Source organism: Pseudomonas sp. BIGb0381, from assembly GCF_024809815.1.
Classification (GTDB): Bacteria; Pseudomonadota; Gammaproteobacteria; order Pseudomonadales; family Pseudomonadaceae; genus Aquipseudomonas.
This window is the reverse complement of sequence record NZ_JANUEN010000003.1, coordinates 144,521-165,230: the sequence shown is the minus strand read 5'-3', so window position 1 is coordinate 165,230 and position 20,710 is coordinate 144,521. Positions and strand designations below refer to the sequence as shown.

The following is a 20,710-nucleotide window of genomic DNA, read 5'->3' as shown; positions in this document are numbered from 1 at the left end:
AGTCTAGGCGTTCAGTCGTATTCGCGGCCAGCACCAATTACACTGTACAAACATCCAGCAAAACCTTGGGTAGTTGCTTCCATCGCCGACACTGTTAGCATCCGTGTCTCCAGCCGCTCTGCACTGCCAAGGATCGCGATGCCATCAGCCCCATTGGATACCCTCTACCAGATCGAGACCCCGGAGGGCATCGACCTGCCGCTGCGCCCAGCCGGACTGGTGTCACGGGCGCTGGCATTTGCCTTCGACCTCGGCGCACGCGCAGTGATCATGGGCGTGCTGCTGGTGCCGTTGGCGCTGCTCGGCAATATTGGTATCGGCCTGGGGTCGCTTTTGTTGTTCCTGGTCAGTTGGTGGTACATGGTGCTGTTCGAGGTACTCAACCAGGGCTGCTCACCGGGCAAACAGGTCATGGGCTTACGGGTCGTGCAGGACGACGGCACCCCCATAGGCTGGTCGGCGTCGCTGATCCGCAACCTCCTGCGGTTTGTCGACATGCTGCCTTTCGGCTACTTTCTCGGCGCAATCAGTTGCTTGCAACATCCTCACTTCAAACGCCTTGGCGACCTGGCCGCTGGCACCTTGGTGGTCTACCGCGAACAGCCTCTGGCACGTCCCCAGGTACCTCAAGCTGCGGCACTGCGCTTGCCGTTTGCCCTGGACCTGAGTGAGCAGCGAGCGATTCTTGGCTTCGCGGAACGCCAGGGTGAACTGTCCGCCGAACGGGTACACGAGCTCGCCTCGATCCTTGCAACGCCGCTGCAAGTATCCCCGGCCCGCGCCGTGGAGCAACTCAATGGTGTGGCCCGTGGCCTGTTGGGGCCGACATGAAGCAGAGTCTCTTCGAAAGCCGTTACCAGCACCAATGGCAATCCTTTGCCGAACAGCTGAAGTTGTTGGAGCACGGCAAGGCCAAGGCCAGTGACATGGCCGATTTCCCTCATCAATACCGGCGTCTATGCCAGCACCTGGCCCTCGCCCAGGAACGCGGCTACAGCAGTTACCTGGTGGACCCCCTGCAACAACTGGCATTGCGCGGCCATCAACAACTGTATCGCCACCGCAGCCAATTGGCGGCGAATCTGCTGAGTTTCATCCTGGCCGACTTTCCGCGACTGGTACGAGACCAGTGGCGTTTCGTGTTGATTGCCAGCCTGCTGTTCTTTGGCAGCCTGCTGGGCATTGCCCTGCTGGTCTATCTGTTTCCCGACCTGATCTACAGCATTGTCAGCCCCCAGCAGGTGGCCGAGATGCAGAGCATGTATGACCCCGAAGCCAGCCGGCTGGGGCGTGCTGCCGAACGTGCTTCGAGCGAAGACTGGATGATGTTTGGCTACTACGTAATGCACAACATCGGTATCGCCTTTCAGACATTTGCCGCCGGTTTGCTGTTCGGCCTGGGCAGTGTGTTTTTCCTGATATTCAATGGGCTGATCATCGGCGCGATTTCCGGGCACCTGACCGAAATCGGCTATGGGCAGACCTTCTGGTCATTCGTCATCGGCCATGGGGCCTTTGAGTTGACGGCCATTGCACTCGCCGGTGCCGCGGGCTTGCAACTGGGCTGGGCGTTGATCGCCCCGGGGCAACTGACCCGTGGCGAATCCCTACGGCTCGCAGCTCGCAAGAGTGTGCAACTGCTGTGCGGTGTCATGGTGTTCCTGCTGATCGCGGCATTTATCGAGGCCTACTGGTCTTCCACCACCCAGATCGCCCCTTGGGTCAAATACCTGGTGGGCGCTGCACTTTGGCTGCTGGTGGCGGCTTACCTGACCTTTGCCGGACGGACTCGCCATGCGCCTGAGTAATGCCAGCGTGGCGATTCGACCGCGTACCGCATGGGAGGCCATGGACCTTGGGGTATTAATGGCCCGGGAACATCGCCTGCTGTTGATGAGCAGTTGGGCGCTGGTGACCCTGCCGGTTTTTGCCCTGCTTACCGCGTTGCTATGGAAGTACCCATCCGCAGCCATGTTCCTGTTCTGGTGGTTCAAACCGGCCTTCGACCGCTTGCCTCTATATATCCTCTCCAAAGCCCTGTTCGGCGAAACGCCCAGCCTTAAACAGGCTGTGCGCGAATGGCCAAGACTGCTTAACCACCAACTGCTGGCCAGCCTGACCTGGCGCCGACTTAGCCTCAGCCGTAGTTTTGTAATGCCGGTCAGCCAGCTCGAAGGTTTGGACGGCCAGGCGCGTCAGAAACGCCTGGGCGTGCTGCAGCAGCGCAATGCCGGTGCCGCGCGGTGGTTGACCACCGTTGGGGTGCACCTGGAAATCGGGTTGTGGTTCGGCTGCATGGCACTGTTCTATCTATTCATTCCGCAACAACTTGAACTGGATTGGGATTGGCAACGGTTGGCGCTGGCGACGGGCTCCGAGGGGGTCTGGCTGGAACACTTGAGCAATGCCTTCTACGCCTTGATCCTGTTGTTTTGGGAGCCCATCTATGTCGCCTGTGGTTTCAGCCTTTATCTCAATCGTCGCACCCTACTGGAGGCGTGGGACTTGGAACTGGTATTCCGCCGCCTGCGCCAGCGCCTGAGCAGTGCAGCGCCGCTGTTAATGCTGTTAATCGGACTGACCTTGCTGTCATTCAACCCGCCCGCCATGGCGGATGAAGCCAAACCACTGCCCCCCCAAAGCGCAAGCCAATCCATCAAATCGCTGCTGGACAAGCCTCCCTTCAAAAATCCGGAAACCGTCACCCGCTATCGCTTTGGCGAAGAAAAACCCGTCGTTAAAAACAAGGCACACAGTGACGGCAAACTTCCGGCATGGCTGCAGGCACTGCTGGACAACCTCAACAGCAATACTTTCAAGCCTGTCGCCCAAGGCCTGGAAGTACTGTTATGGAGCCTGCTGATCGGTGGCGTGGCCCTGCTGGCATGGCGTTATCGGGACTGGTTGCGCACCTTTGTCAGCCTGCGCGGGGCACGTACACCCAAAGCGGCGAAACCATCACCCGCACAATTGTTCGGCTTGGAGCTGGGCACCGAGACACTGCCCGAGGATATCGCCAGCACTGCCGAGCAACTCTGGTCTACCCAGCCACGGGAAGCCCTCGGTCTTTTGTATCGTGGCCTGCTGAGCAGGTTGTTGCATGATTTCAACCTGCCCCTTAAAAGCGCCGACACCGAAGGTCAGGTCCTGCAACGCATTCACCAGTTGCAGCAGCCGCAGTTACTGGCCTTCAGTGATGAATTGACTCGGCACTGGCAAAACCTTGCCTATGGCCACCACCTCCCCCCGGTCTCAGCCCAGCAGAAATTGTGCAACGATTGGCGTGCCCTGTTCAGTTCGGGAGGCGCCCAATGAACCGGCCATTACTGTGGGTGGGGCTAGTGATGGCGTGCCTGCTTGGAGCGGGCGGCTTTTACGCTTGGAGCAAAGCGATCCCCTATGAAGAAGTGGTGGACCGCGGCCCCTCCCCGGAAGCCATGGCCAACCCTTACCTGGCGGCCGAACACTTTCTGCGCCAGCAAGGCCTGGCCGTGGAACACGCCAATGGCCTGGAACGCCTGACTACCCTGCCCGCCAAGGGCAACAGCCTGTTGTTACTGGGCGAGCGCGGCAACATGTCGCCACGCCAGGTAGGGCAACTCCTGGACTGGGCCAAGTCCGGCGGCCATCTACTGGTAGTCGCCGAGGCCCTGTGGGACGAAGAAGCCGGCAAGAGCGGCGACATGCTGCTCGATCGCCTGCATATCCACCAGGCCCTCAGCGATGAACCTGATGACCCCGCACAGGCCCGCAAAAACAAAGCACCGGACCTGACCAAACTCTATGTCGACAACGACACCGCACCGGCCTATTTCAGTTTCGACACCGACTTCAATCTCATCGACCCCAAGCACCGGGCACAATTTTCAGCCAATAGCGCCAGGTCGAGCCACTTGATGCAACTCGATGTCGGGCAAGGCCGCGTCACGGTGATCACCGACAGCGACCTGTGGAAAACACCGGCTATTGGCAAACACGACAATGCCTGGCTGCTGTGGTACCTGGCCCAGGGCACTGCCGTGACCTTGTTGTTCAACAGCAACGTGGATGACCTGTTCACCCTGCTGCTGCGTTATTTCCCCCAGGCGTTGGTGGCGCTCATTGCCCTGATTGCCCTGGCACTCTGGCAGGCAGGTATGCGCCAGGGCCCAATCCAGGCGCCCGCCCCCAAGGCACGCCGGCAATTGCAGGAGCACCTGAAAGCCAGTGCCGACTTCCTGCTGCGTCGCAGCGGCCAAGGCACACTATTGCAGGCCTTGCAGCGCGACATCCTGCGCGCCGCACGGCGGCGTCATCCCGGCTTTGAACATCTCGACAACACGGAACAGGGGCGAGTACTTGCCCACCTGACGCGCCAACCCTCTCACGTCATCAGCCAGGCCCTCGGCCCACTCCCGGCAAAACGGCTTTCCAGTGCCGATTTCAGCCGGCAGGTGGCGTGCCTGCAAACCCTCAGGAATGCCCTATGAGCGAATTTCCCAGCGCTAACACCCTGCCCGGCGACTCTCTGCAACGTGCTAGCCAGCAGGCCCAGGCCCTGCGCATTGAACTGCGCAAGGCGGTGATCGGGCAGGATCAGGTGATCGATGATGTACTCACCGCGCTGATCGCCGGCGGCCACGTATTGCTCGAGGGTGTCCCCGGGCTGGGCAAGACCTTGCTGGTACGTGCCCTGGCCCGTTGCTTTGACGGCGAATTCGCGCGGATCCAGTTCACCCCGGACCTGATGCCCAGCGATGTCACCGGCCACGCGGTGTACGACCTGCACACCGAGCAGTTCAAGCTGCGCAAGGGACCAGTATTTACCCACTTGTTGCTGGCCGACGAAATCAACCGCGCCCCGGCCAAGACCCAGGCTGCCCTGCTCGAAGCCATGCAGGAACGGCAAGTCACCCTCGAAGGCGAGGCGCTGCCCATCGGCCAGCCGTTCATGGTACTTGCCACGCAAAACCCCATCGAACAGGAAGGCACCTATCCCCTGCCGGAAGCGGAACTGGACCGTTTCATGCTCAAGGTACGCATGGACTACCCCGATGCTCAGCAGGAACTGGATATGGTGCGCGAAGTGACGCGCTCATCACGGGCCGACATGCTGGATGTGCAACCGTTGCGCACCGTGCTGAAGGCCGAGGACGTGCTGCAACTGCAACGGATCGCCAGTGAACTGGCCCTGGATGAACACGTGCTCGACTATGCCGTGCGCCTGGCGCGAGCAACCCGCAGCTGGCCGGGACTGGCCATAGGCGCCGGCCCGCGAGCCTCCATTGCCCTGGTACGCGGCGCCCGCGCACGGGCCTTGTTACGTGCAGGCGAGTTCGTCACACCGGACGACATCAAGGGCTGTGCCCTAGCGGTACTGCGTCACCGGGTACGTCTTGCGCCAGAACTGGATATAGACGGGCTGGAGGTCGACCAGGTGCTCAAGCAGTTGCTGGACCAGATTCCGGCCCCCCGGCAATGACCCGTCCATGAAACCGACCCGTCTGTTATTAGCCTGGCTTAGCGTACTGCTGGGTTTGAGCATCCTGCTGGGCGCTGCGGCAGCCTTGCAGTTCAAGGTACCCGACACCTTGCACTCAATAGCGTGGGGCTTGCTCCTGGCGCTGTTGCTGCTGGCCATGCTGGACGCACTGCGTCTGCGCCGCCGACCCTCGCCACGCGTGCACCGGCAGATGCCCGGCAGCCTGGCGCTGGGCCGCTGGGGCGAAGTACGCCTGTCCTTGGAATATGACTACCCACAGGCGCTGACGGTGCAGGTGTTCGATCACGTCCCCGATGGGCTAAGCGTGGAAAACCTGCCCCAGTCCATCGAATTGCGCCCTGGTGAACGCAGTGAGCTGGGTTATCGCCTGCGCCCCTTGCGGCGTGGGCATTTCACGTTCAGTCGCTGCGAAATCCACCTGCCCAGTCCATTGGGGCTCTGGTCTGCAAGGCGCTTTATCGACGCCGAGGATGCCACCCGCGTCTATCCGGATTTCGCCCGCCTGTACGGGGCACAACTGCTGGGTGTGGATAACTGGCTGAGTCAACTGGGGGTACGCCAACGGCAACGACGAGGATTGGGACTGGAGTTTCATCAGTTGCGCGAGTTTCGTGAAGGCGACAGCCTGCGGCAAATCGATTGGAAAGCTACCGCGCGGCAACGTACCCCCATCGCCCGGGAATATCAGGACGAGCGAGACCAGCAGATCGTGTTCATGCTCGATTGCGGCCGCCGCATGCGCAGCCAGGATGACGAGCTGTCCCATTTCGACCACGCCCTCAATGCCTGCCTGCTCCTCAGTTATGTGGCCCTGCGTCAGGGCGATGCGGTGGGGTTGTGCACCTTTGCCGCTGACCCGCCCCGCTACCTGGCGCCGGTCAAGGGCTGCAGCCAGTTGAACCTGTTACTCAATACGGTCTATGACCTGGACACCACCCGCCGAACCGCCGACTACCAGGCAGCGGCCAGCCAAATGCTGGCCCGGCAGAAACGTCGGGCATTGGTCATTATTGTCAGCAACCTGCGCGATGAAGACGATGAGGCGCTGCTCTCCGCCGTCAAGCGCATCAGTCGCCAACATCGGGTGCTGGTGGCGAGTATGCGTGAGGAAGTACTCGATCGACTGCGCCAATCCCCCGTACAAACCTTGCCCGAAGCCCTGGCCTACAGCGGTACTGTCGACTACCTCAATACTCGGGATGAATTGCATGACCGCATGAACGCCCACGGCCTGTCGCTGTTGGATACGTTGCCATCAGAAATGGGCGCGGCCTTGGTGACACGCTACCTGGGTTGGAAGAAAGCCGGTGTATTCTAAAAAAAGCGCACGACTGCGGCAGGGACAGTAGCCCCCGGCCGCATCGACGACGCGCTGCTTCTAGGCCGAAGCCTGCAAGGGATCAAAACTGAAGTACTGCAACAGCACGTTGATCAGTTGCCCATACTCCTGGGGAGCCTCAAGCACGCTGAACCCGGAATCGTAGTGCTGCGGGTTGATATCTTCATGGCTCCACAGGCAGGTCGCCGTGATGTCGATGGCATGGAACGTGTCGCCAGCTCCGGGTATCTTCAAACACAACTCGAAATCCACATTGACCATCATCGGTAACTGGCTGATCAACATCAGCCCGTCTTCAGAGACGTTACCCAAAAAACCTATGGGTTTGTCGGTGACGCGGTTAAATACTTGCAGGAAATACGGTAGTTGATGCCGCTCGATCCGTCGGTCGGTAAACATGGTGAGATCGCCATCCAGTGGCCATGACTCTGGCCGTGCCAGTGATTCGGAACGAGCGCAATTGCTCGCTCTCCCTGGATCTCGGTGTGACAACGGACAACATTTTGTCACTCGACAGCTGCCGAATCCGGGCCCTGCATCCGTTCGAATAGAAACTTGTACAAACGAACATTGAAAGAATAGCCCAAGACTGGCAACGGGCTAGTGGTTGAATGACGAATGCCATCACAAAGAGGCGGGCCGCGGCTGTGCCACGCTCGCACCGGGGTAATGACCCAGTTGTTGCAAGGTGTCCAGCCTCGCGCGGGCACGGTAGGCGTACTCGCTCGACGGGTATTGGTTAATGATGAATTGATAGGTTTGCACGGCGTCGACGAACAGTTTCTGGCGTTCCAGGCATTGCCCGCGCAACATCGAAACTTCCGGTTGTACATAACGCCGTGTACGGCTCTCGCGGTCGACCTGGGATAGTTCCAAAGTGACGCGCTCGCAATCACCGACCTTGTACGCCCGGTAGGCATTGTTCAAATGGTGGTCCATCGACCAACGGGTGCAGCCGACAACACTGACGGCCAGGGCAGCAATGAGCAAAATTCGCATGAAGGTTCTCCTGTCTTGTGCAGTGTATCGACCCCTCGTCAAAAATCTTCAAGGATGTTCATCTATTCAACCGGCGCGAAAACAAGCGAATCGTCGATAAGTAGTGCAAACGAACAATGACTACAACCAAAGAGCATAGTAGCCTTCCTCAGCGCTTGAACTCAGGAGTCTGTGCATGTCCGTCCGTCGTACCAAAATCGTCGCCACCCTTGGCCCGGCCAGCAACTCGCCGGAAGTCCTCGAACAGCTGATTCTGGCTGGTTTGGACGTTGCCCGTCTGAACTTCTCCCACGGCACCCCGGACGAGCACAAGGCTCGCGCCAAGCTGGTGCGTGACCTGGCCGCCAAGCATGGCCGCTTCGTCGCACTGCTGGGTGACCTGCAAGGCCCGAAAATCCGTATCGCCAAATTCGCCAACAAGCGTATCGAGCTGAAGATCGGTGACAAGTTCACCTTCTCCACCAGCCACCCGCTGACCGAAGGCACCCAGGACGTCGTGGGTATCGACTACCCGGACCTGGTCAAGGATTGCGGCGTCGGTGACGAGCTGCTGCTGGACGACGGTCGCGTGGTGATGCGCGTCGACACCGCTACCCCCACTGAATTGAATTGCACGGTGATCATCGGCGGCCCGCTGTCCGACCACAAAGGCATCAACCGTCGCGGCGGTGGCCTGACCGCGCCAGCCCTGACTGAAAAAGACAAGGCCGACATCAAGCTCGCCGCTGAAATGGAAGTGGACTACCTCGCCGTGTCCTTCCCGCGCGACGCCGCCGATATGGAATACGCCCGTAAACTGCGCGACGAAGCCGGCGGTACCGCCTGGCTGGTGGCGAAGATCGAACGCGCCGAAGCCGTGGCCGATGACGAAACCCTCGACGGCCTGATCAAGGCGTCCGACGCCGTGATGGTTGCCCGTGGCGACCTGGGTGTGGAAATCGGTGACGCCGAACTGATCGGTATCCAGAAGAAGATCATCCTGCACGCACGCCGCCATAACAAAGCAGTGATCGTCGCGACCCAGATGATGGAGTCGATGATCCAGAACCCGATGCCGACCCGCGCCGAAGTGTCCGACGTGGCCAACGCCGTGCTCGACTACACCGACGCCGTGATGCTCTCGGCCGAAAGTGCCGCCGGCCCGTACCCACTGGAAGCCGTGCAGGCCATGGCGCGTATCTGCGTCGGTGCCGAAAAGCACCCGACCAGCAAGACCTCCAGCCACCGCATCGGCAAAGTGTTTGAAAGCTGCGACCAGAGCATCGCCCTGGCAGCCATGTACACCGCCAACCACTTCCCGGGCGTGAAGGCGATCATCGCCTTGACCGAAAGTGGCTACACGCCGTTGATCATGTCGCGTATCCGTTCTTCGGTGCCGATCTACGCGTTCTCCCCGCACCGCGAAACCCAGGCCCGTGCGGCCATGTTCCGTGGCGTGTACACCGTACCGTTTGACCCGGCGTCGTTGCCGCCCCATGAAGTCAGCCAGGCAGCCATCGACGAGCTGATCAAGCGCGGCGTGGTGGAGAAAGGCGACTGGGTTATCCTGACCAAGGGCGACAGCTACCACACCATCGGCGGCACCAACGGCATGAAAATCCTGCACGTTGGCGACCCAATGGTCTGAGTGACAGGCTGAGAAACAAAAGCCCTGCCATGTGAATGGCGGGGCTTTTTGCTTTCCGTGTGGCAGGGAGCAAGTCGAATCGTCGCACCGCCCCTCCCACATCTGGTTAACGCCTATCCATAAACCCCGACAGTGCCGCAATCGCTTCCGGTGACTTCAAGCGCTGCACAAACAGCGCCCCCTCCTCCTCGATCACTTGCCGTAACTGCTCACGGTCCACGCTCTTCATCAACTGCTTGCTCACCTGTACCGCCCCCGGCGCCAGGACTTCAAAGCGCTCGGCCATCTCCCGTGCCTTGGCCAACGCTGCCTCGCCACTGCCCAACGCTTCGGTAGCAATCCCCCACGCTGCCGCTTGTTCGCCAGTAAAACCCTCGCCCAACAACAGCAGTTCAGCCGCCTTCGCGTGCCCCAGCAAACGCGGCAGGATCAGGCTCGCCCCAAACTCCGGACACAGCCCCAAATTGACGAATGGCATGCGCAACCGTGCATCGCGGCTGATGTACACCAGGTCGCAATGCAGCAACAGGGTCGTGCCGATACCCACCGCCGCACCCGCTACGGCTGCGATCACCGGCTTGCGGCAGTTGAGCAGGCTTTTCATGAAGTGAAACGCCGGGCTGTCGAGGTCGCTGGGCGGTTGTTCGAGAAAATCGCCGATGTCGTTGCCGGCGGTAAAACACCCGCTGCTGCCCTGGATCAGCACGGCGTTGATGTCCGGGTCCGCGTCGGCCTGCTCCAACGCCTGGGCCAATTGGCTGTACATGGCTCGCGTCAGGGCGTTTTTCTTGTCCGGGCGATTGAGCAGCAGGGTCAGCAGCCCGCGCTCGCGTTGCAGCAGGATGGCGTCGGTCATGGCGAATCTCACGGCAGTGGAATTCAGCACTCAACCACGGGACAGGAACACATCGGCCAGCAGTTGATTGCGCGGCAGTCCCGCCAGGAACAGGCGCTTGGAGAAGGCCTCGACGCTGACAGGATGCCCGCAGAGTAAGGCCAGCGTTTGCCGGGAAACAAGCCGCAGTTGCGCCAATGCCTGGGCCGACTCGGCCGCAGTCCACAGCTCCACCGTCAGGTTCGGATGACGCGCAGCCAGCTCGGCCAGGGGCCCGGCCAGGTAATGACCGTCGGCATCATGGGCCAGGTGAATCAGGCGGATGGCGCCCTGGTGATCCTGGCGCAACGCCTCGCGCAGCACACCCCACAAAGGGCCCAGGCCGGTACCGGAAGCCAGCAGCCACAGCGGCCGGGATTGCCAGTCGGGATCGTATTGCAGTGCGCCGCCACGCAATTCTCCCAGGCGCAGGCGATCACCCGCCGACAATGCTCGCGCGGCATCGCTGAATGCGCCGGGCTGCCGGCAATCGATATGAAACTCCAGGAAAGCATCCTCCTGAGGCAGGCTGGCCAGGGAGTAAGGCCGTGCCACCTGCCCGGCCCACACCACCAGGTGCTGCCCGGCGCGATACCGCAACCCGCGCTCCGGTTGCAGCCGCAAGCGCAGCACCGAGGCACTCAACCAATCGGCACCCACCACCTGGGCCGGCAAACCGTCACGCAGCGGGTCGAACGCTTCGACCTGCAGATCGCCGATCACCTGGCACTGGCACGCCAGGCGCCAGCCCTCCTGGCGTTGTGCCGGGCTCAGGGCATCGGGCTGCTGGTCCTCGACCTCACCCTGGCACCGCACCAGGCACGCATGGCAACTGCCGGCTCGGCAGCTGTAAGGCACGGCCACACCCGCCTGGTTCAAGACATCCAGCAGGTTGCTGCCGGTGGCTACCGACCAATGGCGTTCGCCGACGTACAGTTCAGGCATGGAAGGACTCAATCACAAGGGGTGCGCACAGGGAATCATGCCTGCGACAGTTTGACCATAGTCGGGTGTATCGGCCACCGTGCCGGGTTATACTGCCGCGCCTTTTTAGCGTCGCGCCTGCACCACTTGGCGTGCCTTGGAAAGGTGGACTCAGCCGACCGATGCACCCCCACTGAGCCCACCTTTATTGAATGTTCCCTTATAGAGGAGCGCGACTCATGACCGTGATCAAGCAAGACGACCTGATTCAGAGCGTTGCCGACGCCCTGCAATTCATTTCCTACTACCACCCCGTTGACTTCATCCAGGCGATGCACGAGGCCTACCTGCGCGAAGAATCGCCGGCAGCCCGTGACTCCATCGCGCAGATCCTGATCAACTCGCGCATGTGCGCCACCGGCCATCGCCCGATCTGCCAGGACACCGGTATCGTCACCGTGTTCGTGCGCGTGGGCATGGACGTACGTTGGGATGGCGCCACCATGGGCCTGGACGACATGATCAACGAAGGCGTGCGTCGCGCCTACAACCTGCCGGAAAACGTCCTGCGTGCATCGATCCTGGCCGACCCGGCCGGCGCACGCAAGAACACCAAGGACAACACCCCGGCCGTGATCCACTACTCCATCGTCCCGGGTAACACCGTGGAAGTGGACGTGGCGGCCAAGGGCGGCGGTTCCGAGAACAAGTCGAAAATGGCCATGCTCAACCCGTCCGACTCCATTGTCGACTGGGTGCTCAAGACCGTTCCGACCATGGGCGCCGGCTGGTGCCCACCGGGCATGCTCGGCATCGGCATCGGCGGCACCGCCGAGAAAGCCGCGGTGATGGCCAAGGAAGTGTTGATGGAATCCATCGACATCCACGAGCTGAAAAAGCGCGGCCCGCAGAACCGTATCGAAGAGATGCGCCTGGAGCTGTTCGAGAAGGTCAACCAACTGGGCATCGGCGCCCAGGGCCTGGGTGGCCTGACCACCGTGCTCGACGTGAAGATCATGGACTACCCGACACACGCCGCTTCGCTGCCGGTGTGCATGATCCCCAACTGCGCCGCCACCCGTCACGCGCACTTCGTGCTCGACGGTTCGGGCCCGGCGTCGCTGGAAGCACCTTCGCTGGACGCCTACCCGGAAATCGTCTGGGAAGCCGGCCCATCGGCCCGTCGCGTCAACCTCGACACCCTGACCCCGGAAGAAGTACAGAGCTGGAAGCCGGGCGAAACCGTGCTGCTCAACGGCAAGATGCTCACCGGTCGCGACGCGGCGCACAAACGCATGGTCGAGATGCTGAACAAGGGCGAAAGCCTGCCGGTGGACCTCAAGGGTCGCTTTATCTACTACGTCGGCCCGGTTGATCCGGTGCGCGAAGAAGTGGTTGGCCCGGCTGGCCCGACCACCGCGACGCGGATGGACAAGTTCACCCGTCAGATCCTCGAGCAAACCGGCCTGCTGGGCATGATCGGTAAATCCGAGCGCGGCCCTACCGCGATCGAAGCAATCAAGGACCACAAGGCCGTGTACCTGATGGCCGTGGGCGGCGCCGCTTACCTGGTGGCGCAAGCCATCAAGAAGTCGCGCGTGGTTGCCTTCGCCGAACTGGGCATGGAAGCGATCTACGAGTTCGACGTAAAAGACATGCCGGTCACCGTTGCGGTGGACAGCAAGGGCGAATCCGTCCACATCACCGGTCCTGCCATCTGGCAGAAAAAGATCAGTGAAAGCCTGGCGGTAGAAGTGCAGTAAGCACTTTCCCGCAAGGATAAAGGCGACTGCGGCCTCATGGCCCAGTCGCCTTTTTTATGGCTCATGCTATGGTGCACTCCCCTTACCGTGCCTGCCTATCACCGTATGATCGTGATCCCTCGTCCCCTGCGCCTGACCTTCTATTCCCTGCTGATCATCGCCGGTGCGTTGCTGGCCGCTGCCTTGGCCACGCGCCATGCCGAACGCCAGGCATTGGTGGACGATGCGGCACGCGCCAACCAGCAACTGGCGCTGTACGCCAACTCCCTGCACACCCTGATCGAACGCTACCGCGCCCTGCCCGCCGTGCTGGCGCTGGACTCGGAGATGATCAACGCGCTCAAAGGCCCGTTGGACGCCAGCACCCAGGATCTGCTCAACCGCAAGCTCGAACGCATCAACGGTGCAGCCCAGTCCTCCACCCTGGAACTGATGGACCGTACAGGCCTGGCCGTGGCCGCCAGTAACTGGAACTTGCCGAGCAGTTACGTCGGGCATAACTACGGGTTTCGGCCGTATTTCAGCCAGACCAAGAGCCAAGGCACCGGTCGCTTTTACGCGGTAGGCGTGACCACAGGGATTCCGGGCTATTTCCTCTCCAGCGCGGTGCTCGATGAACACGAGCAGTTCCTTGGTGCCATGGTGGTGAAGCTGGAGTTCCCTGAGCTGGAGCGCGAATGGGCCCAGGGCAATGACCTGTTGCTGGTCAGCGATGCACGCGGCATCGTGTTTATCGCCAACCAACCGGGCTGGCGTTATCGCAACCTGCACCCGTTGTCGGCCAGCGACCTCGCCGAACTCAAGGCCACCCGCCAATACGACAAGAAACAACTGCAGCCGCTGGACACCCAAACGTTGCAACGTTTCGACGAAAACAGCCACCTGATGCGCGTCAACGGCCCGGATGGCAACGCCAATTACATCTGGGAGTCCCTGCCGCTGAAGGCCGAGGGCTGGACCCTGCACCTGTTGCGCAAACCCCAGTTCGCCTTTGAAGACCAACGCAACGCCGGCCTCGCCGCCGCCGGTTCCTGGCTGGCACTGGTGTTCCTGGCGCTGTTCCTCAGCCAACGCTGGCGCCTGGCCCGTTTACGCCAGCGCAGCCGCGAAGAACTCGAACAGCTTGTGGAGGAGCGCACCCAGGCACTGCGCACCGCCCAGGATGGCTTGGTGCAATCGGCCAAGCTGGCGGCGCTGGGGCAGATGTCCGCCGCCCTCGCCCATGAGATCAACCAGCCACTGACCGCCCAGCGCATGCAGTTGGCGACCCTGCGGTTACTGCTGGACCACGGTCGGGTGGACGACGCCTACAAGGCCCTGACCCCGCTGGACGATATGCTCACACGCATGGCTGCGCTGACCGGCCACCTCAAGACCTTTGCGCGCAAAAGCCCCAGCGGCCTGCGCGAACGCCTGGACCTGGCCACCGTGGTCGACCAGTCCCTGCACCTGCTCGACGCACGCTTGCGTGATGAAGCAATCGGCACCGTGCTGGACCTGGCCCGCCCCGCCTGGGTACGTGGCGATGCGATCCGCCTCGAACAGGTGCTAATCAATCTGCTGCGCAACGCCCTCGACGCCATGGCCGACAAACCACGCAAGCGCCTGGAAATCCGCCTGCACGCCGATCAGCAACTGTGGCAACTCACGGTCAGCGACAGCGGCGGCGGGATTGCCGAAGAGCACCTCAACAGCGTGTTCGACCCGTTCTTCACCACCAAGCCGGTGGGCGACGGGCTCGGCTTGGGTCTGGCAGTTTCCTACGCTATCGTGCACGAATTGGGCGGTCGCCTGGTCGCCAGTAACCGTGGCGACGGCGCGGTATTTACCCTGACCTTGCCTATCGCGCTGGAGACACCCGACTTATGTTGAACGCGGTGATTGTGGTCGATGACGAAGCCAGCATTCGTACGGCCGTCGAGCAATGGCTGAGCTTGTCGGGGTTCGAGGTGCAGTTGTTCAGCCGCGCCGAGGCCTGCCTGGCGCAACTGCCCAGGGACTTTCCCGGGGTCATCCTGAGCGACGTGCGCATGCCCGGACTCAGCGGCCTGGAGCTGCTGGCCGAAGTGCAACGCCGTGACGCCGACCTGCCGGTCATCCTGCTGACCGGGCATGGCGATGTACCGATGGCCGTCGAAGCCATGCGCGACGGCGCCTACGACTTCCTGGAAAAACCCTTCAGCCCCGATGCCTTGCTCAACAGCCTGCGCCGCGCGCTGGACAAGCGCAGGCTGATCCTCGAAAACCGCCGCCTGCACCAACAAGCTGATCATCGAGCGCAGCTGGAATCGAGCCTGCTCGGTGTGTCCCGTGGCTTGCAGAACCTGCGCCGCCAGGTACTCGACCTGGCGAGCTTGCCGGTCAACGTCCTGATCCGTGGCGAGACCGGCAGCGGCAAGGAGCTGGTCGCCCGCTGCCTGCATGACTTCGGCCCACGCGCGAAAAAACCGTTCGTGGCGCTCAATTGCGCGGCGATCCCCGAGCAGTTGTTCGAGGCCGAACTGTTCGGTCACGAAAGCGGCGCCTTTACCGGCGCCCAGGGCAAGCGCATCGGCAAACTGGAGTACGCCCATGGCGGCACGCTGTTCCTCGATGAAATCGAAAGCATGCCCCTCGCCCAGCAAGTGAAGCTGTTGCGCGTACTGCAGGAGCAAAAGTTAGAGCGGTTAGGCTCCAACCAGAGCATCCACGTGGACTTGCGCATTATCGCCGCCACCAAGCCGGACCTGCTGGAAGAAGCCCGCGCCGGGCGCTTTCGTGAAGACCTGGCCTATCGGCTCAACGTTGCACAACTGCGCCTGCCGCCTCTGCGCGAGCGCCGCGAAGACATTCCGCTGCTGTTCGACCACTTTGCCCAAAGCGCCGCCGAGCGCCTGGGCCGCAGCGTCGAACCGCTGAGCGGCGTGCAACTGGGGCGCCTGCTCAGCCATGACTGGCCGGGCAATGTGCGCGAGTTGGCCAACGTCGCCGAACGTCAGGTGTTGGGCCTTGGCGAGCCGGAGCCAGAAGGGATCGAAGCCGGGCAATCGTTGGCCGCGCAGCAGGAGGCGTTCGAGGCCCATTGCCTGAAGGCTGCATTGACCCGGCATAAAGGCGACATCAAGGCGGTGCTGGCGGAGTTGCAACTGCCACGGCGCACCTTCAACGAAAAGATGCAGCGCCATGGGTTGGCCAGGGACATGTTCCTGAAAGATGAATGAGCGGATTTCCGCTCACCCCCCTAAAAAACATCAGCGACTTTCCGCTCAAAATAAACCCCAGACCCTTCTAGACCGGACCTTCATCTATCTGGCACAGCTCCTGCTATAGCCCCAGCCAGGCTGCGCTCGCGCCGCTCCATAAAAACAACTAGATGAAGGATCCTTCAATGGATAACTCCAACACCTTGCCTCTGGGGTCGGCGGCCGCGCCGGCTAAAGAACGCTCCACCTCCAGCCGGATCAAATCGATCTTCAGCGGGTCGGTCGGCAACATGGTCGAGTGGTACGACTGGTACGTCTACGCCGCTTTCTCGCTGTACTTCGCCAAAGCCTTCTTCCCGAAAGGCGACACCACCGCCCAATTGCTCAACACCGCCGCGATCTTCGCCGTGGGCTTCCTGATGCGCCCGATCGGTGGCTGGCTGATGGGCCTGTACGCCGACCGTGCGGGTCGTAAAGCGGCTCTGATGGCTTCGGTCCTGTTGATGTGCTTCGGCTCATTGATCATCGCCCTGAGTCCCGGTTACGAAACCATCGGCGTCGGCGCGCCGATCCTGCTGGTATTCGCGCGTCTGCTGCAAGGCTTGTCGGTCGGTGGCGAATACGGCACCTCGGCCACCTACCTGAGTGAAATGGCGACCAAGGAACGTCGCGGCTTCTTCTCCAGCTTCCAGTACGTGACCCTGATCTCCGGCCAGCTCATCGCCCTGGCGGTACTGATCGTGCTGCAACAAGTGCTCACCACCGAGCAACTGTACGACTGGGGCTGGCGTATCCCGTTCGCCATCGGCGCCCTGTGCGCAGTGGTCGCGCTGTACCTGCGTCGCGGCATGGAAGAAACCGAGTCGTTCACCAAGAAGGAAAAAGCCAAGGAAAGCGCCATGCGCACCTTGATGCGCCACCCCAAGGAACTGATGACCGTGGTCGGCCTGACCATGGGCGGTACCCTGGCCTTCTACACCTACACCACCTACATGCAGAAGTACCTGGTGAACACCGTCGGCATGAGCATTTCCGACTCCACCACCATCTCGGCGGCAACGCTGTTCCTGTTCATGTGCCTGCAACCGATTGTCGGTGGGCTGTCGGACAAAGTCGGCCGTCGGCCGATCCTGATCGCCTTCGGCATCCTCGGCACCCTGTTCACCGTGCCGATCCTCACCACCCTGCACACGATCCAGACCTGGTGGGGCGCGTTCTTCCTGATCATGGCGGCGCTGATCATCGTCAGCGGCTACACCTCGATCAACGCAGTGGTCAAAGCTGAACTGTTCCCGACCGAAATCCGCGCCCTGGGCGTGGGCCTGCCGTATGCGCTGACCGTGTCGATCTTCGGCGGTACCGCTGAATACATCGCGCTGTGGTTCAAGAGCATCGGCATGGAAACCGGTTACTACTGGTACGTGACCGCGTGTATCGCGGTGTCGCTGGTGGTCTATGTGACCATGAAGGACACGCGCAAGCATTCGCGGATTACCACGGACTAACGGTTGAATGCAGTAACAAATGTGGGAGCGGGCTTGCCTGCGATGGCGGTGGACCAGCCAGGGTTGTATTAGCTGAAACACTGCCATCGGGGGCAAGCCCCCTCCCACATTTTGAATCAGGACACCTCTGCTACCGGGCTCCGGCCATACCGACGCTGTGCATACGACGCCCCGGCAATCACCACCACCAGCACCGCCGCCAATACCGCCGATGATCCAATGGTGCCGAAATTCCACCGCCCCTTTCATGGGACCTGGTCAGGAAGTCGCCCAGGGTCGCCAAATTCCATAGGATCGATGGAAATTCGTCGCCGTGGATTGCACTATGGCTGCCTCCCAGAACCCCGCAGCAGGAACCCCGGCCATGTCTGACGCTATCCACTTCTACGAACCGGCCAACGGCCACGGCCTGCCACACGACCCGTTCAATGCCATTGTCGGGCCACGGCCGATTGGCTGGATTTCATCCCACGACAGCAACGGGCGCCTGAACCTGGCGCCCTACAGTTTCTTCAATGCGTTCAACTACATTCCGCCGATCATTGGGTTTTCCAGCGTCGGGCGTAAAGACAGCCTGAACAACATCGAACAGACCGGCGAGTTTGTGTGGAACCTGGCCACCCGCCCGTTGGCCGAGCAGATGAACCAGAGCTGCGCGGCCGTCTCGCCGGATGTGAATGAGTTCGAGTTGTCCGGCCTGACGCCGGTGGCGTCGAAAATCATTGGCGTACCGCGGGTGGGCGAGAGCCCGGTTTCGTTCGAGTGCAAGGTGACGCAGATCATCCAGCTGCAGCGCGCTGACAAACAGCTGGTACCAAGCTGGCTGGTGCTGGGCGAGGTGGTCGCGGTGCACATTGCCAAGTGGTTGCTCAAGGATGGGGTGTACGACACCGCCGCCGCCGAGCCGATTTTGCGCGGTGGCGGCCCGGCGGATTACTTCCAGCTGGGGCCGGAGGCGTTGTTCAAGATGTACCGCCCAGGCGCCAGCAAACCCTGACTGAAATACAGTCAAAAAGTGGGAGGGGGCTTGCCCCGATGGCAATGGCACATTCAACCTCTTTGTTGACTGACACACTGCTATCGGGAGCAAGCCCCCTCCCACATTAGATTGTCAGCGTTGTTCAGCTGGCGGCGCTCGCCCAGGTCAGTTGACCCTCTTCATCCACACCGATCAACCGTTCAAGCTGCACGGTGGCTGCATCATCGGCATCGGAGGCAGTCTTGAACGTCTGTCCATCCAGGATCTTGTGAAACTGCGGTGCGCCCATGCCATCCAGTGCCTTGACGGCGACGGCGGCGCTGTAGCCCCCTTCACCCGGTACTACGGCGGAAACGGCTTCGTGGTGGGCAAATTGTTTACGTGCCATGTTGCAGGTCCTGGCCAATGGAAAAGTGGGCCATTCTAACCATTAACCGGCCAGTTGCAGGTACTCGCCGTAGGCATTGGCGGCAGAGGCATCGGTGAAGGTCTGGAAGTCCATGCTGCGCACGACCATGTCGTTCAACAGCTCGGTAAAGATCATCAGGGCCGGCGAGTTGAAGTAGGCGCTCATCGCCTGCTCGCTGCTCCAGAAACCCGAGATCAACCAGACATCGGGATCGACCTGGGAATGCTGCAACGAGAACTGCAGGCAACCCTGAGCCTGACGGCCCGGTTCGATCAAACTGCTCAAGCGTGCACCCAGTTCGGTGCTGCACCCGGTGCGGGCGCGGATAAAGGCCATATGGCTTGCGGGAATGGGGGTGGACATGTTCGACTCTCCCGTTGAGAAGTGATGCTCGGCAAGCACTGTGAGGGCGTGTTGCCACAGGATCAAAGATAACGGCGCGGGTGCGGGCGCGGTTAGTCAATTCCTGCAGGCTTATTGCACAATCCTGCGAGAAGCGTAGACAGGACGTTCGGCCCGCCGGTTTATTCCACAGACCAACGCCTTATTTCAGGGAGTTGACAGCCCCGGCGCTTGCCTGATTCACGCGGTGTCGCAGGATCAGGCAAGGATTGTGCAGAATCGACCTAACACTGTTTGAAAAGCCGCCGCTAAGCTGAGCCCATCAAAAAAGCATGCAGAGGACGCCTTATGCCGTCGCCCGAACATCAGTCCATGCCCCTCGACGCCGAGACGGAAAAACAGCGCGCCGAGCTGGCGAGCATCGTGCATCGCCATACCTGGGAAGACGGCTCCTATGGCACCGCGATTACGTCACTGTTCCTGAACCGCCACAACACGCCGCGTGACTTCATGCCGGTGCTGGTGGAGCCTGCGTTGTGCATCCTCGCCAACGGCAGCAAGGAAGTGCGCCTGGCCGACGAAATCTTTGCCTACGACCCGCTCAATTACTTGGTGTTCTCGGTGGCGATGCCGGTGGCCGGGCGGATCATCGATGCCACGCCGGAAGATCCGAACCTGTCAGTGCGCATCAATATCGACCCGGCGCAGCTCACCGCCTTGATCGCCGAGGCCGGCCCCATGGGCGTGCCCACGCGCCCGACATCGCGCGGGATGTATGTGGACCGCATCGACCCCCAGTTGCTCGACGCCGTGCTGCGCCTGGCGCGCCTGCTGGATACGCCCAAAGACATCGCCATGCTGGCGCCGCTGATCAATCGTGAAATTCTCTACCGCCTGCTGCGCGGGCCGCAGGGTTATCGCCTGTATGAAATTGCCGTGGCCAATAGCCAAAGCCATCGCGTCAGCCAGGCGATCAAGTGGCTCAATGGCAACTACGAACAACCGTTGCGCATCGATGACCTGGCCAAGGAAGTGAACCTCAGCGTCTCGACCCTGCATCACCGTTTCAAGGCGATTACGGCCATGAGCCCGCTGCAGTACCAGAAACAGCTGCGTTTGCAGGAGGCACGTCGGCTGATGATTGCCGAAGGGCTGGAAGCGTCGGCGGCAGGGTATCGGGTGGGGTATGAAAGCCCGTCGCAGTTCAGCCGGGAGTACAGCCGGTTGTTTGGGGCACCGCCGCTGAGGGATTTGGCCAGACTGCGCCAAAGCGTCTGACCCACAT

The 20,710-nt window shown here is 61.4% G+C and carries 19 protein-coding genes; 13 read left to right on the top strand and 6 right to left on the bottom strand.

Going from position 1 to position 20,710, the window contains the following annotated elements:
* Positions 1-138 precede the first annotated feature (138 nt).
* Genes M2397_RS10755 through M2397_RS10730 form a run of 6 tightly spaced genes read left to right on the top strand, consistent with a single transcriptional unit; the run spans position 139 to position 6,800 of the window.
* The gene (locus M2397_RS10755; RefSeq protein WP_131697906.1) at positions 139-831 is read left to right on the top strand and encodes an RDD family protein; all 693 of its coding nucleotides are present in this window, start codon (positions 139-141) and stop codon (positions 829-831) included.
* Positions 828-1,808, top strand: coding sequence for a stage II sporulation protein M (locus M2397_RS10750; protein ID WP_131697907.1), 981 nt, complete (start codon positions 828-830; stop codon positions 1,806-1,808). Before M2397_RS10755 ends, M2397_RS10750 begins: the two co-directional genes overlap by 4 nt.
* A complete protein-coding gene (locus M2397_RS10745; protein ID WP_259243020.1) occupies positions 1,795-3,315 on the top strand; it encodes a DUF4129 domain-containing protein in 1,521 nt (506 codons plus the stop codon). Before M2397_RS10750 ends, M2397_RS10745 begins: the two co-directional genes overlap by 14 nt.
* On the top strand, positions 3,312-4,469 hold the full coding sequence (locus M2397_RS10740) for a DUF4350 domain-containing protein (protein WP_259243017.1): 1,158 nt from the start codon (positions 3,312-3,314) through the stop codon (positions 4,467-4,469). Before M2397_RS10745 ends, M2397_RS10740 begins: the two co-directional genes overlap by 4 nt.
* Positions 4,466-5,461, top strand: coding sequence for a MoxR family ATPase (locus tag M2397_RS10735; RefSeq protein ID WP_131697910.1), 996 nt, complete (start codon positions 4,466-4,468; stop codon positions 5,459-5,461). Before M2397_RS10740 ends, M2397_RS10735 begins: the two co-directional genes overlap by 4 nt.
* Positions 5,462-5,468: 7 nt before the next feature.
* Entirely contained in the window at positions 5,469-6,800 is a 1,332-nt protein-coding gene (locus M2397_RS10730) for a DUF58 domain-containing protein (RefSeq protein ID WP_259243015.1), read from the top strand.
* Between the two features lie 60 nt (positions 6,801-6,860).
* Here M2397_RS10730 and M2397_RS10725 read toward each other — a convergent pair whose 3' ends face one another.
* On the bottom strand, positions 6,861-7,220 hold the full coding sequence (locus M2397_RS10725) for a PilZ domain-containing protein (RefSeq protein WP_131697912.1): 360 nt from the start codon (positions 7,218-7,220) through the stop codon (positions 6,861-6,863).
* Between the two features lie 225 nt (positions 7,221-7,445).
* On the bottom strand, positions 7,446-7,820 hold the full coding sequence (locus M2397_RS10720) for a hypothetical protein (protein WP_025854787.1): 375 nt from the start codon (positions 7,818-7,820) through the stop codon (positions 7,446-7,448).
* A gap of 175 nt (positions 7,821-7,995) precedes the next feature.
* Here M2397_RS10720 and pyk point away from each other — a divergent pair, with 175 nt between their 5' ends.
* Positions 7,996-9,447, top strand: coding sequence for a pyruvate kinase (gene pyk, locus M2397_RS10715; RefSeq protein ID WP_027605512.1), 1,452 nt, complete (start codon positions 7,996-7,998; stop codon positions 9,445-9,447).
* A gap of 106 nt (positions 9,448-9,553) precedes the next feature.
* Here the strand turns inward: pyk and M2397_RS10710 are convergent, their stop codons facing one another.
* Both M2397_RS10710 and M2397_RS10705 read right to left on the bottom strand, forming a co-directional pair.
* Positions 9,554-10,303, bottom strand: a complete 750-nt coding sequence (locus M2397_RS10710) for an enoyl-CoA hydratase-related protein (RefSeq protein WP_259243012.1) — start codon at positions 10,301-10,303, stop codon at positions 9,554-9,556.
* A 30-nt stretch (positions 10,304-10,333) separates the two neighbouring features.
* Positions 10,334-11,266, bottom strand: a complete 933-nt coding sequence (locus tag M2397_RS10705) for an iron-sulfur-binding ferredoxin reductase (RefSeq protein ID WP_259243011.1) — start codon at positions 11,264-11,266, stop codon at positions 10,334-10,336.
* A 218-nt stretch (positions 11,267-11,484) separates the two neighbouring features.
* Here M2397_RS10705 and M2397_RS10700 point away from each other — a divergent pair, with 218 nt between their 5' ends.
* The 5 genes from M2397_RS10700 (at position 11,485) to M2397_RS10680 (ending at position 18,692) form a co-directional block, all read left to right on the top strand.
* Positions 11,485-13,008, top strand: coding sequence for a fumarate hydratase (locus tag M2397_RS10700; protein ID WP_259243008.1), 1,524 nt, complete (start codon positions 11,485-11,487; stop codon positions 13,006-13,008).
* Positions 13,009-13,113: 105 nt separating this feature from the next.
* Positions 13,114-14,880 carry an ATP-binding protein gene (locus tag M2397_RS10695; RefSeq protein ID WP_131697915.1) on the top strand — a complete coding sequence of 589 codons (1,767 nt, stop codon included), beginning with the start codon at positions 13,114-13,116 and terminating at the stop codon, positions 14,878-14,880.
* Positions 14,874-16,208: a sigma-54 dependent transcriptional regulator gene (locus tag M2397_RS10690; RefSeq protein ID WP_131697916.1), complete on the top strand. Its 1,335-nt coding sequence runs from the start codon at positions 14,874-14,876 to the stop codon at positions 16,206-16,208. The genes M2397_RS10695 and M2397_RS10690 overlap by 7 nt, the downstream gene beginning before the upstream one ends.
* A gap of 167 nt (positions 16,209-16,375) precedes the next feature.
* Positions 16,376-17,695 (top strand): MFS transporter, encoded by a 1,320-nt coding sequence (locus M2397_RS10685; RefSeq protein ID WP_131697917.1) that lies wholly within the window; start codon positions 16,376-16,378, stop codon positions 17,693-17,695.
* 364 nt (positions 17,696-18,059) lie between these two features.
* On the top strand, positions 18,060-18,692 hold the full coding sequence (locus tag M2397_RS10680; protein WP_131697918.1) for a flavin reductase family protein: 633 nt from the start codon (positions 18,060-18,062) through the stop codon (positions 18,690-18,692).
* A 124-nt stretch (positions 18,693-18,816) separates the two neighbouring features.
* On the opposite strand, the gene M2397_RS10675 is transcribed toward M2397_RS10680, so the two are convergent.
* Positions 18,817-19,062 carry a hypothetical protein gene (locus M2397_RS10675; RefSeq protein WP_027605503.1) on the bottom strand — a complete coding sequence of 82 codons (246 nt, stop codon included), beginning with the start codon at positions 19,060-19,062 and terminating at the stop codon, positions 18,817-18,819.
* Between the two features lie 42 nt (positions 19,063-19,104).
* Positions 19,105-19,446 carry an antibiotic biosynthesis monooxygenase family protein gene (locus M2397_RS10670; protein WP_065925866.1) on the bottom strand — a complete coding sequence of 114 codons (342 nt, stop codon included), beginning with the start codon at positions 19,444-19,446 and terminating at the stop codon, positions 19,105-19,107.
* Between the two features lie 327 nt (positions 19,447-19,773).
* On the opposite strand from M2397_RS10670, the gene M2397_RS10665 reads away from it, so the two are divergent.
* Complete coding sequence (locus M2397_RS10665; RefSeq protein WP_027605501.1) at positions 19,774-20,703, top strand: AraC family transcriptional regulator; 930 nt, start codon at positions 19,774-19,776, stop codon at positions 20,701-20,703.
* The last annotated feature ends 7 nt before the right edge of the window (positions 20,704-20,710 follow it).